Origin of the sequence: Franconibacter helveticus LMG 23732 (assembly GCF_000463115.2) — a bacterium.
GTDB classification, from domain to species: Bacteria; Pseudomonadota; Gammaproteobacteria; order Enterobacterales; family Enterobacteriaceae; genus Franconibacter; species Franconibacter helveticus.
In genome coordinates, this window is sequence record NZ_AWFX01000046.1 from 72,339 (window position 1) to 83,817 (window position 11,479).

Annotated in this window: 10 protein-coding genes and 1 rRNA gene; 7 read left to right on the forward strand and 4 right to left on the reverse strand. The window is 54.6% G+C overall.

Annotation, left to right across the window (positions count from 1 at the left end):
• Positions 1 to 9: 9 nt before the first annotated feature.
• A complete protein-coding gene (rfaH, locus tag DW56_RS15020; RefSeq protein ID WP_024553897.1) occupies positions 10 to 498 on the reverse strand; it encodes a transcription/translation regulatory transformer protein RfaH in 489 nt (162 codons plus the stop codon).
• A gap of 184 nt (positions 499 to 682) precedes the next feature.
• Here rfaH and ubiD point away from each other — a divergent pair, with 184 nt between their 5' ends.
• Positions 683 to 2,176, forward strand: coding sequence for a 4-hydroxy-3-polyprenylbenzoate decarboxylase (gene ubiD / locus DW56_RS15025; protein ID WP_110877733.1), 1,494 nt, complete (start codon positions 683 to 685; stop codon positions 2,174 to 2,176).
• Between the two features lie 47 nt (positions 2,177 to 2,223).
• Positions 2,224 to 2,925, forward strand: coding sequence for an NAD(P)H-flavin reductase (gene fre, locus DW56_RS15030; RefSeq protein ID WP_024554986.1), 702 nt, complete (start codon positions 2,224 to 2,226; stop codon positions 2,923 to 2,925).
• Between the two features lie 53 nt (positions 2,926 to 2,978).
• On the opposite strand, the gene DW56_RS22910 is transcribed toward fre, so the two are convergent.
• The 3 genes from DW56_RS22910 to fadB form a co-directional block, all read right to left on the reverse strand.
• Complete coding sequence (locus DW56_RS22910; protein ID WP_035890100.1) at positions 2,979 to 3,305, reverse strand: hypothetical protein; 327 nt, start codon at positions 3,303 to 3,305, stop codon at positions 2,979 to 2,981.
• Between the two features lie 123 nt (positions 3,306 to 3,428).
• Positions 3,429 to 4,592: an acetyl-CoA C-acyltransferase FadA gene (fadA, locus tag DW56_RS15040; protein ID WP_024554987.1), complete on the reverse strand. Its 1,164-nt coding sequence runs from the start codon at positions 4,590 to 4,592 to the stop codon at positions 3,429 to 3,431.
• A 10-nt stretch (positions 4,593 to 4,602) separates the two neighbouring features.
• Positions 4,603 to 6,792: a fatty acid oxidation complex subunit alpha FadB gene (fadB, locus tag DW56_RS15045; protein ID WP_024554988.1), complete on the reverse strand. Its 2,190-nt coding sequence runs from the start codon at positions 6,790 to 6,792 to the stop codon at positions 4,603 to 4,605.
• 188 nt (positions 6,793 to 6,980) lie between these two features.
• Between fadB and pepQ the strand changes: the two genes are divergently transcribed.
• The 5 genes from pepQ to DW56_RS15070 form a co-directional block, all read left to right on the forward strand.
• Positions 6,981 to 8,312 (forward strand): Xaa-Pro dipeptidase, encoded by a 1,332-nt coding sequence (pepQ, locus tag DW56_RS15050; RefSeq protein ID WP_024554989.1) that lies wholly within the window; start codon positions 6,981 to 6,983, stop codon positions 8,310 to 8,312.
• Positions 8,312 to 8,923 carry an IMPACT family protein gene (locus DW56_RS15055; RefSeq protein ID WP_024554990.1) on the forward strand — a complete coding sequence of 204 codons (612 nt, stop codon included), beginning with the start codon at positions 8,312 to 8,314 and terminating at the stop codon, positions 8,921 to 8,923. Before pepQ ends, DW56_RS15055 begins: the two co-directional genes overlap by 1 nt.
• A 40-nt stretch (positions 8,924 to 8,963) precedes the next feature.
• Positions 8,964 to 10,415, forward strand: a complete 1,452-nt coding sequence (trkH, locus tag DW56_RS15060) for a Trk system potassium transporter TrkH (RefSeq protein ID WP_024562270.1) — start codon at positions 8,964 to 8,966, stop codon at positions 10,413 to 10,415.
• A gap of 12 nt (positions 10,416 to 10,427) precedes the next feature.
• Entirely contained in the window at positions 10,428 to 10,970 is a 543-nt protein-coding gene (hemG, locus tag DW56_RS15065; protein ID WP_024554992.1) for a menaquinone-dependent protoporphyrinogen IX dehydrogenase, read from the forward strand.
• 370 nt (positions 10,971 to 11,340) lie between these two features.
• A 16S ribosomal RNA gene (locus DW56_RS15070) occupies positions 11,341 to 11,479 on the forward strand; the annotation flags it as partial.

Here is an 11,479-nt window from a genome sequence, read left to right on the forward strand (position 1 = left end):
CGATGTGGGTTAAACCTTACGAAAATCGGTATTTTTCACGCTCTGGCGAACCTGCTTATTCAGCAGATTAAGCAGCAACATTGAACGCGTCTCGCCGTCAGGCTCGGTAAAAATCGCCTCCAGGCCCTCGAACGCCCCTTCCGTAATGACGACTTTATCGCCTTCATAAGGCGTTGTCGGGTCAATAACGTCTTCGGGCTGGCAATTCTGCAACTGTTCAATGACCGTCATCGGCACCATGGCCGGCTGCGAGCCAAAGCGGACAAAATGACTAACGCCGCGGGTTGCGCTAATGGTGGTGGTATGAATCTCTTCCGGATCGAATTCTACAAACATGTAATTGGGAAAGAGAGGCTCACTGACCGCAGCACGTTTTCCCCGCACGATTTTCTCAAGCGTAATCATAGGCGTCAGGCAATTGACCTGCTGGCGCTCAAGATGCTCTTGCGCACGCTGAAGCTGCCCACGTTTGCAGTACAGTAGATACCAGGATCGCATAATAACTCTTCTTATTATTGCCTTGTTGCCGGACCGGCAAGCATAACAAAACCACCCAGGGATCGCTAAGGTCCATTATAACGGAAGCCATAATGGCATGCGGCCCGGATTCACGTTAATTTAACAAAACTACGGCGTGAGCGCCGTGAAGGCCGTATAATGGAGAGCTTAATCCGAGGGCATGATTAACTGCATGAAATATCACGATCTACGCGACTTTCTTGCGCTGCTGGAGCAGCAGGGCGAACTCAAACGCATTTCGCTTCCCGTCGATCCCCACCTGGAGATGACCGAAATTGCCGACCGCACGCTGCGGGCTGGCGGCCCCGCTTTGCTGTTCGAAAATCCAAAGGGTTACAGCATGCCGGTACTGTGCAATCTTTTCGGTACGCCGAAACGCGTGGCGATGGGAATGGGACAAGAAGATGTCTCCGCCCTGCGTGAAGTGGGCAAGCTGCTCGCATTCCTGAAAGAGCCGGAGCCGCCGCGCGGATTTCGCGATCTGTTCGATAAGCTGCCGCAGTTCAAACAGGTGCTTAATATGCCGACGAAACGGCTGCGCGGCGCGCCTTGTCAGCAGAAAGTCATTCAGGGGGAAGAGGTTGACCTCGGCCGCATTCCCATTATGCAGTGCTGGCCGGAAGATGCCGCGCCGTTGATCACCTGGGGACTGACGGTCACCCGTGGGCCGCATAAAGAACGACAAAATCTTGGTATTTATCGCCAGCAGCTGATTGGTAAAAACAAGCTTATTATGCGCTGGCTTTCGCATCGCGGCGGCGCGCTTGATTTTCAGGAGTGGCAGGCGGCGCGCCCGGGCGAACGGTTCCCGGTTTCTGTTGCGCTTGGCGCTGATCCGGCCACCATTCTTGGCGCGGTCACGCCGGTGCCGGATACCCTTTCTGAATACGCTTTCGCGGGGCTGCTGCGCGGCACCAAAACGGAAGTGGTGAAATGCATTTCTAACGATCTGGAAGTACCCGCCAGCGCGGAAATCGTGCTGGAAGGCTATATTGAAGCGGGTGAAATGGCGCCGGAAGGCCCTTATGGCGACCATACCGGCTATTACAATGAAATAGACAACTTTCCGGTCTTTACCGTCACGCACATTACGCAGCGCGAAGACGCGATTTATCACTCCACTTACACGGGACGTCCGCCGGACGAGCCAGCAGTCCTGGGCGTGGCGTTGAATGAAGTATTTGTGCCGATCCTGCAAAAGCAGTTTCCGGAAATTGTCGATTTTTATCTGCCGCCGGAAGGGTGCTCTTATCGCCTGGCGGTCGTAACCATTAAGAAGCAGTACGCCGGGCATGCTAAACGCGTCATGATGGGCGTCTGGTCTTTCCTGCGCCAGTTTATGTACACCAAGTTCGTTATCGTCTGCGACGACGATGTTAACGCGCGTGACTGGAACGATGTGATTTGGGCTATCACTACGCGTATGGATCCGGCGCGTGATACGGTAATGGTGGAAAACACGCCTATCGATTATCTGGACTTCGCCTCGCCGGTTTCCGGTCTTGGTTCGAAAATGGGACTGGACGCTACAAACAAATGGCCCGGCGAAACGCAGCGCGAATGGGGCCGTCCCATTAAAAAAGATCCTGCGGTCACAGCGCGCGTAGATGCTATCTGGAATGAACTGGCCATTTTCAATGACGGTAAAAGCGCCTGACGCGCTGCCGTTGCGGTTTTGCATTATTGACCCGACAGAGGGAACGCATGACAACCTTAAGCTGTAAAGTGACCTCGGTAGAAGCCATCACAGATACCGTGTATCGCGTCCGTTTAGTGCCTGAAGCGCCGTTTTCTTTTCGCGCGGGCCAGTATCTGATGGTGGTGATGGACGAACGGGATAAGCGTCCTTTCTCCATGGCCTCTACGCCAGATGAGCAAGCTTTTATCGAGCTGCACATTGGCGCTTCGGAACTGAATCTCTACGCGATGGCGGTGATGGATCGCATTCTGAAAGAGCGTGAGATTATGGTGGACATGCCCCACGGCGAAGCCTGGCTGCGCGATGAAGAGGAGCGACCGCTTATTCTCATTGCTGGCGGCACCGGTTTTTCTTATGTGCGCTCTATTCTGCTGACTGCGCTTGCGCGCAACCCGAACCGCGATATCACCATTTACTGGGGCGGGCGTGAAGAGAAACATCTTTATGATTTGCCGGAACTGGAAGCGCTTTCGGTTAATCACCCTAACCTTCGCGTGGAGCCGGTAGTGGAGCAGCCCGAAGGGGAATGGCGTGGGCGCAGCGGTACCGTGCTGACGGCGGTTTTACAGGATTTCGGTACGCTGGCGGAACACGATATTTATATTGCCGGCCGCTTTGAAATGGCGAAAATCGCGCGTGACCTGTTCTGCAACGAACGCAACGCCCGGGAAGATCGCCTGTTTGGCGACGCGTTCGCGTTTATTTGATGATTTTCCCTCTCCCGGCCAGGGGAGGGGGAGCCGCAAATGAAACTGCCTGTTTAACGGATAAACGTAAACAACGGTTTATCGTCTTCCAGCAGGCATAACAGCATGACGCTCGGTTTCGTTGAGCTTCTCAGGGTTGCCGTGAGCTGCGTGGCGATATGCTGGCGTCCAATATCGCGATCGTACCGCTCGACCTGAACGCTATCAGGCACGACTTTTATCGCATTGAATGCTGCCAGCGCTTCCGGGTTCTCTTTTAACTCCTTTTTGGCCTCATCCAGACACCGTTGCACCAGCGTCAGCTCGCCAGAAGCGGTTTGCGCCAGCGCGGGAAAAACCAGAAGGCAGGAAAGTAAGGGAAGAAGAGAGCGTTTTTTCACGGTAAGTACCTTTGTCAGTAGCCACGCCGTCCTGGCGAAAAAAGCAGCATAACAAAAGCAGTATAAAAGAAAAAACCCGCCCCTGACAGGCGGGAAGAACGGCAACTAAACTCAGAAAAAGACTCAGACTCGCTCAAATACCGTCGCAATACCCTGACCCAGGCCGATACACATGGTGGCGAGGCCAAAATGGGCGTCGCGCCGTTCCATCAGGTTAACCAGCGTTGTGCTGATGCGCGCGCCAGAGCAGCCGAGCGGATGGCCAAGGGCAATGGCGCCGCCGTTGAGGTTTATCTTCTCGTCGATCTGCTCCATTAAACCCAGATCTTTAATACAGGGCAGGATCTGCGCGGCGAACGCTTCGTTCATTTCAAAAAGATCGATATCGCTGGCGGATAGCCCCGCTTTCTTCAGCGCAAGCTTTGAAGCCGGTACCGGACCATAGCCCATAATCGAAGGATCGCAGCCCACTACCGCCATGGAGCGAATGCGCGCTCGCGGCGTCAGGCCCAGTTCACGGGCACGGGATTCGCTCATGACCAGCATCGCGGCGGCGCCATCCGAGAGCGCGGAAGAAGTCCCCGCCGTCACCGTGCCGTTTACCGGGTCGAAAGCGGGCTTCAGCGCCGCCAGACCTTCCACGTTAGTTTCAGGACGGATCACTTCGTCGTAGTCATAGCGTTTCAGCACGCCATCGGCATCGTGCCCGCTGGTAGGGATGATTTCATTTTTAAAATGTCCCGCCTGGGTTGCGGCCCAGGCGCGCTGGTGCGAGCGCGCGGCGAACGCGTCCTGCATTTCGCGGCTGATGCCATGCATGCGCGAGAGCATTTCCGCTGTCAGGCCCATCATGCCCGCCGCCTTCGCCACGTTACGGCTTAAGCCTGGATGAAAATCAACGCCGTGGCTCATCGGCACATGGCCCATGTGCTCTACGCCGCCCACAAGACAAACCTCGGCATCGCCGGTCATTATCATACGGGCTGCGTCATGCAGCGCTTGCATGGAAGAGCCGCACAGCCGGTTCACCGTAACGGCGGGCACCGAATGCGGAATTTCCGCCAGCAGCGCCGCGTTGCGGGCGATGTTAAAACCTTGCTCCAGCGTCTGCTGCACGCAGCCCCAGTAGATATCGTTAATGGCCTCGGCTTCCAACTGCGGGTTGCGCGAGAGCAGGCTACGCATCAGGTGCGCGGAGAGATCTTCTGCCCGAACGTCGCGAAAGGCCCCGCCTTTAGAACGACCCATCGGGGTGCGAATAGCATCAACAATGACAACCTTTTCCATATTTCGCTCCTTAAGCCGTTTTCAGTTCGCCAGCCGCCTGGGCAGGTTCAACCTGGGGATAGTAAGGCTCATCGTGACGCGCCTTTTCACGCAGCCCGGCCGGAACATCGTAAAGCGGCCCCAGCGCCTGATAGCGTTGCGCCATATCCAGGTATTGCGCGCTGCCCTGTGTGTCGAGCCAGCGGAATGCGCCGCCGTGGAACGGAGGGAAGCCCAACCCGTAGACCAGCGCCATATCCGCTTCGGCAGGGCTTGCGATAACGCGTTCTTCAAGGCAACGCACCACTTCGTTAACCATCGGGATCATCATCCGGGCGATGATTTCTTCGTCGCTGAAATCACGCTTCGGCTGGCTCACTTCGGCGAGCAGGCTGTCTACGGCTTCATCCTGCTCTTTACGCGGTTTGCCCTTGCTGTCTTCTTTATAGCTATAGAAGCCTTTGCCGTTTTTCTGGCCGTAACGTCCGGCGTCAAACAGCGCGTCGATGGCGTCGCGATACGCTTTTTGCATACGCTGCGGGAAACCCGCGGCCATTACGGCCTGCGCATGGTGCGCGGTATCAATGCCGACGACATCCAGCAGATAAGCCGGACCCATCGGCCAGCCAAATTTTTTCTCCATCACTTTGTCTATCTGGCGGAAATCGGCGCCGTCGCGCAGCAGTTGGCTGAATCCGGCAAAGTAAGGGAACAGAACGCGGTTGACGAAAAAGCCGGGACAGTCGTTCACAACAATCGGGGTTTTACCCATTTTGCTGGCCCACGCCACGACCTTTGCGATGGTTTCATCAGACGTTTTTTCGCCGCGGATCACTTCCACCAGCGGCATACGGTGCACCGGGTTAAAAAAGTGCATGCCGCAGAAGTTTTCCGGGCGCTTAAGTGCGCTTGCCAGTTCAGTGATAGGGATGGTCGAGGTATTCGACGCCAGCACGGTATCGGGGCGTACTTTCTCTTCGGTTTCCGCCAGCACCGCTTTTTTGACCTTCGGGTTTTCTACCACCGCTTCCACTACTACATCGACGCGGTCGAAACCGGCGTAATCCAGCGTTGGGTGAATGGTGGCGATGACGCTTGCCAGCTTCAGCCCGTCAATTTTGCCGCGCTCCAGCTGTTTGTTAAGCAGTTTGCTGGCTTCATTGATACCGAGCGCTAACGATTTTTCGTTAATATCCTTCATGATTGCGGGCACGCCTTTCCAGGCAGACTGATAAGCGATGCCGCCCCCCATGATGCCTGCGCCCAGTACGGCGGCTTGCTTCGGCGTTTCCACTGAGCTGGTCAGCTTTTTCGCCAACCCTTTAACGTATTGATCGTTCAGGAAGATGCCAACCAGCGCCCGTGCCTCGTTCGAATGCGCAAGCGGCACAAAGCTCTTGTTTTCCAGCGCCAGCGCGCTGTCTCGTTCCAAACCTGCCGCTGCTTCGATAGTTTTTACGGCGGTCAGTGGGGCAGGGTAATGCTTGCCGGCGGTCTGCATGACCACGCCTTTCGCAATAGTAAAGCTCATGGCGGCTTCAATCTTGCTAAGCTTCAGCGGCGCAAGCTTTGGCGCACGTTTCACTTTCCAGTCGAGATCGCCGTTGATAGCCTGGCGAAGCACGCTGAGCGCGCCGTCATACAATTTTTCTGGTTTCACTACCGCATCCACCAGCCCGAGCTTCAGCGCTTCCTGCGCGCTGACATCTTTTCCGGCGGCGATAATTTCGAGCGCGCTGTCGGCTCCCAGCAGACGCGGCAGGCGTACTGAGCCGCCAAACCCTGGCATGATGCCAAGCTTCGTTTCCGGCAACCCGATACGCAGGTCCGGCGTGGCGATACGGTAGTCTGTCGCCAGTACGCATTCACAGCCGCCGCCCAGGGCGTAGCCGTTGATGGCGGAAAGGGTAGGAACAGGCAGATCTTCAAGACGGTTAAATATACGGTTGGCGAAATGCAGCCAGTCGCTTAACTGCTCCTCGGGCACAAGGAACAGGGAAAGAAATTCGTGAATGTCCGCGCCGACGATAAACGCCGCTTTTTCTGAGCGCAGCAGCAGGCCTTTGAGGTCAGATTGCTTTTCCAGCACGTCCAGCGCGTGCCCAAGGCTCGCAACGGTCGCTGTGTCGAGCTTGTTAACCGAGCCTGGGGCATCAAACACCAGTTCGGCGATGCCATCTTCCAGCCAGTTGAGGTACAGGGTGTCGCCTTTGTAAAGCATGTCAGTCTCCTGAATCCAGCAAGGTGATCTGGTCGTACCAGATGAAGCGGAGTGTGGAGTTGATGTTAATGAAATGCAAATTTCTCTTTAAATATTTGCAAACGCGATCACGGATGGGGGAAAACCGTCTGTGGGAATAAGTTGTGCTAAGATGCCTGGGTTCAGGACTATTAAATGAAGGGTAAATTATGGATTCGCTGGCCGCTCTTTATAAAAATCATCTGGCTACGTTACAGGAACGTACCCGTAATGTGCTGTCGCGCTTTAACCTTGATGCGCTGCTTATTCACTCAGGCGAGCTGTTTAATGTCTTCCTTGATGACCATCCTTATCCGTTCAAAGTGAACCCCCAGTTCAAAGCCTGGCTGCCAGTGACTCAGGTGCCAAACTGCTGGTTGCTGGTGGATGGCGTTAATAAGCCGAAACTGTGGTTCTATCTGCCGGTCGATTACTGGCACAACGTGGAGCCGTTGCCGGAGTCGTTCTGGACCGAGGAGATTGACATCGTCGCGTTGCCGAAAGCGGATGGCATCGGCAGTCAGCTTCCCGCTGCGCGCGGCAACATTGCTTACATAGGTCCGGTGCCGGAGCGCGCCATTCAGCTGGATATTGCCACTGATAAGATCAACCCGAAAGGGGTTATCGACTATCTGCATTACTATCGTGCCTATAAAACGGATTATGAACTGGCCTGCATGCGTGAAGCGCAGAAAACGGCGGTAACCGGCCATCGCGCGGCGCACGAAGCTTTCCTTTCCGGAATGAGCGAATTTGACATTAACCTCGCTTATCTGACCGCTACCGGCCATCGTGATATCGACGTGCCTTACGGCAATATCGTGGCGCTTAATGAACATGCCGCCGTACTGCATTACACGAAGCTTGACCAGCAGGCGCCTGCTGAAATGCGTAGTTTCCTGCTGGACGCCGGGGCTGAATATAACGGCTATGCGGCAGATCTTACCCGTACCTGGGCGACCAGCAGCGATAATGATTTCGCACAGCTGATTAAAGATGTGAACGAAGAGCAGCTGGCGCTGATCGGCACCATGAAAGCGGGCGTAAGCTACATCGACTACCATGTGCAGTTCCATCAGCGCATTGCAAAACTGCTGCGTCGCCATCAGCTTGTGAACGACATTAGCGAAGAAGCCATGGTGGAAACCAATATTACCGGGCCGTTTATGCCGCACGGCATCGGGCATCCGCTTGGCCTGCAAGTACACGACGTTGCCGGGTTTATGCAGGATGATACGGGCACGCATCTTCCGGCCCCGGAGAAATACCCTTATCTGCGTTGCACCCGCGTGCTGCAACCGCGCATGGTGCTGACTATCGAGCCGGGTATCTATTTTATCGAGTCGCTGCTGGCGCCGTGGCGTGAAGGTCAGTACAGCAAGCACTTTAACTGGCAGAAAATTGAAGCGCTTAAGCCGTTCGGCGGGATCCGCATTGAGGATAACGTTGTAATTCACGAGAACGGCACGGAAAACATGACGCGGGATCTTAAACTCGCCTGATGGAAAGCTGGCTTATCCCGGCGCAGCCGGTCACCGTGACGGAAGAGATAAAAAAAAGCCGCTTTATTACGCTGCTCGCCCATACCGACGGCGTGGAAGCGGCGAAAGCTTTTGTCAGCCTGGTGAAAGCGGAGCATCCCGATGCCCGCCATCACTGCCAGGCATGGGTGGCGGGCGCGCCGGATGATTCGCAACAGCTGGGCTTTTCTGATGACGGCGAACCGGCAGGAACGGCAGGTAAACCAATGCTCGCTCAACTGCTGGGCAGCGGAGTGGGCGAAATTACGGCTGTTGTGGTGCGCTACTACGGCGGTATCAAGCTCGGTACAGGCGGTCTGGTAAAAGCGTATGGCGGCGGTGTGCAGCTGGCGCTTAACCAGCTCGTCACATTCCGCAAAGTGCCGTTAACTGAATATACTTTGCTGTGTGATTATGCGCAGCTTGCGGGTATCGAAGCACTGCTTAAACAACATGAGGGGCGGATATCGCACAGCGATTACCAGGCGAACGTGGCGCTGCGCATTGCGCTGCCTCATACCCAGGTTGCCGCGTTTTCTCTGAAGCTTGCAGATTTTAGTCGCGGCGCATTGCATTTGTTACCGGTTGAATAATAATCCCCCCTCGTTTTTTTGATCCTTAAGGAAGCGGCAGATGCATTTTCGCGCCATAACCCGAATCGTTGGACTACTGGTTATTCTCTTTTCCGGAACCATGATTATTCCCGGACTGGTGGCCCTTATTTACCGGGACGGCGCGGGTCGGGCCTTTACGCAGACCTTTTTTGTCGCGCTGGCGATAGGCGCGGCGCTCTGGTGGCCAAACCGCCGCGAGAAAAAAGAGCTGAAATCCCGAGAAGGGTTTCTTATTGTCGTGCTCTTCTGGACCGTGCTGGGCAGCGTGGGTGCGCTGCCCTTTATCTTTTCTGAAAGACCGAACCTTACGGTCACGGACGCCTTTTTTGAATCTTTCTCAGGGTTAACAACCACGGGCGCGACAACGCTTGTAGGGCTGGACTCTTTACCGCACGCTATTTTGTTCTATCGCCAGATGCTGCAATGGTTCGGCGGTATGGGGATAATCGTACTGGCGGTGGCGATACTGCCGATTCTTGGCGTTGGGGGCATGCAGCTTTACCGCGCCGAAATGCCGGGGCCGCTGAAAGATAATAAGATGCGGCCGCGTATTGCTGAAACCGCGAAAACGCTGTGGCTGATTTATGTCTTGCTGACAGTCGCCTGCGCGCTGGCGCTCTGGTTCGCCGGAATGTCCGCCTTCGACGCTATCGGTCACAGTTTTGCGACCATTGCCATCGGCGGTTTTTCCACCCACGATGCAAGCGTAGGCTACTTCAATAGCCCCACCATCAACACGATTATCGCTATCTTTTTGCTTATCTCGGGCTGTAACTATGGCCTGCATTTTTCCCTGCTGAGCGGGCGCAACCTGAAGGTGTACTGGCGGGATCCTGAGTTTCGCATGTTCATCGGCGTACAGGTGACGCTGGTCGCGGTCTGTACATTAGTGCTGTGGTTCCATGATGTGTATAACTCCGCCATGATGACTCTCAATCAGGCGTTTTTTCAGGTGGTCTCTATGGCGACCACGGCAGGCTTTACCACAGACAGCATTGCGCGCTGGCCGCTTTTCCTGCCTGTTCTACTCTTATGCTCTGCTTTTATCGGTGGCTGCGCCGGCTCGACGGGCGGTGGGCTTAAGGTAATCCGTATTCTGCTGCTCTTTAAGCAAGGGAACCGTGAACTGAAACGTCTCGTCCATCCTAATGCGGTTTACACTATCAAGCTTGGCAATCGCGCATTGCCGGAACGCATACTTGAAGCAGTATGGGGATTTTTCTCTGCTTACGCGTTAGTTTTTATTATCAGCATGCTGGCGATTATCGCGACGGGCGTGGATGACTTTTCGGCTTTCGCTTCGGTAGTCGCAACGCTTAATAACCTGGGGCCAGGCCTTGGCGTCGTTGCGGATAACTTTGCCAGTATGAATCCGGTCGCCAAATGGATTTTGATGGCGAACATGCTGTTCGGGCGTCTTGAGGTCTTTACGCTGCTGGTGCTGTTTACACCCACTTTCTGGCGCGAATAAATGGAGCTTGTTTTGAAAACCCTTATTCTGTTTTCTACCCGAGATGGACAGACGCGCGAAATCGCGTCCTTTATCGCTTCGGAATTAAAAGAGCAGGGCGTCGATGCGGAAGTGATGAATCTGCATCGCGCGGAAGCTATTGACTGGTCGCTTTATAACAAAGTCGTTATCGGCGCTTCTATCCGTTATGGTCACTTCCATCCCACGCTGGATGCTTTTGTGAAAAAACACCATGCCGAGCTCAATGCGTTACCCGGCGCTTTTTTTTCCGTGAACCTCGTTGCGCGGAAACCGGAGAAGCGTACGCCGCAAACCAATAACTACACACGTAAGTTTCTGCTCCATTCTTTATGGCATCCGGACCATAGCGTGGTGTTTGCGGGCGCCCTGCGCTATCCGCGTTACCGCTGGTATGACCGTTTTATGATTCGACTAATTATGAAAATGACAGGAGGAGAAACGGATACGCGTAAAGAGGTGGTCTATACCGACTGGCAACAAGTTGCGGCTTTCGCACGTGAAATAGCTCAACTTACGCGCAATCCGCGCAGATAACAGGCGTTATGCCTGAAAATTAATCGAACGATAAAGTTTTTGTATTTTTCCCTTGTCAGCGTCCGAGAACTCCCTATAATGCGCCTCCACTGACACGGCACAACGGCAAACACGCCGGCCTGACAGAAAGATTTAAAACAGGGTGAAGCGAAAATTAACGCTTGACTCTGAAGCGGGAAAGCGTAGTATACGCAACCCGCGCCGCTGAGAAAAAAGCGAAGCGGCACTGCTCTTTAACAATTTATCAGACAATCTGTGTGGGCACTCAGATGGACTGGATTCTTGACGTCGCAAGACGATAAATGAATACCAAGACTCATGAGTGAACACGTAATTCATTACGAAGTTTAATTCATTGAGCATCAAACTTTAATTGAAGAGTTTGATCATGGCTCAGATTGAACGCTGGCGGCAGGCCTAACACATGCAAGTCGAGCGGTAGCACAGAGAGCTTGCTCTCGGGTGACGAGCGGCGGACGGGTGAGTAATGTCTGGGAAACTGCCTGATG

What these genes read in the sequence shown, in the direction of transcription:
- DW56_RS15055 (WP_024554990.1), top strand. Translation starts at nt 8,312, where the DNA reads ATGGAAAGCTGGCTTATCCCGGCGCAGCCGGTCACCGTGACGGAAGAG.
- fadA (WP_024554987.1), bottom strand. Translation starts at nt 4,592, where the DNA reads ATGGAAAAGGTTGTCATTGTTGATGCTATTCGCACCCCGATGGGTCGT.
- fadB (WP_024554988.1), bottom strand. Translation starts at nt 6,792, where the DNA reads ATGCTTTACAAAGGCGACACCCTGTACCTCAACTGGCTGGAAGATGGC.
- trkH (WP_024562270.1), top strand. Translation starts at nt 8,964, where the DNA reads ATGCATTTTCGCGCCATAACCCGAATCGTTGGACTACTGGTTATTCTC.
- rfaH (WP_024553897.1), bottom strand. Translation starts at nt 498, where the DNA reads ATGCGATCCTGGTATCTACTGTACTGCAAACGTGGGCAGCTTCAGCGT.
- pepQ (WP_024554989.1), top strand. Translation starts at nt 6,981, where the DNA reads ATGGATTCGCTGGCCGCTCTTTATAAAAATCATCTGGCTACGTTACAG.
- fre (WP_024554986.1), top strand. Translation starts at nt 2,224, where the DNA reads ATGACAACCTTAAGCTGTAAAGTGACCTCGGTAGAAGCCATCACAGAT.